We start from the raw sequence: 341 nt of genomic DNA, 5'->3' as shown, positions 1-341 counted from the left end.
AGCTGGTAAAACACTAACTTGAGAGCCTTTAGCTACACAATCAATGGCCGGGCCAACTAACTGTATAACTCCGCTCCAGCCACGTTTATCAACTATTACATGATATTAGTAAGTCAATTCTGCATGGACAAGTAAATTCACGGGCACCAGCACTTCTGCAATAGACAAGTGAAACAACTGGTAATATACGCCAACCATCGGAATAAAAGCTATGATGCTCCAGACAGCTCCAGCCCCACTATGATGAGTCTCACTTTGCCGAGGCCTCCACGAAGGTCATGGCGGCAGAGTTGATGCAGTAGCGCAGGCCGGTGGGTTGCGGCCCATCGCTGAACAGGTGG

1 protein-coding gene is annotated in these 341 nt (G+C 49.0%); it reads right to left on the bottom strand.

Translation table 11 applies throughout. From position 1 onward, the window contains the following. Nucleotides 1-250: 250 nt before the first annotated feature. Nucleotides 251-341: peptide-methionine (R)-S-oxide reductase (locus IH971_08320; protein ID MCH7497841.1), on the bottom strand; the 91-nt coding region annotated here is incomplete at its 5' end.

This window comes from Candidatus Neomarinimicrobiota bacterium (genome assembly GCA_022560655.1).
In the GTDB taxonomy this organism is placed as follows: Bacteria; Fidelibacterota; Marinisomatia; order SCGC-AAA003-L08; family TS1B11; genus JADFSS01.
This window is presented reverse-complemented; position numbering and strand designations above follow the sequence as displayed.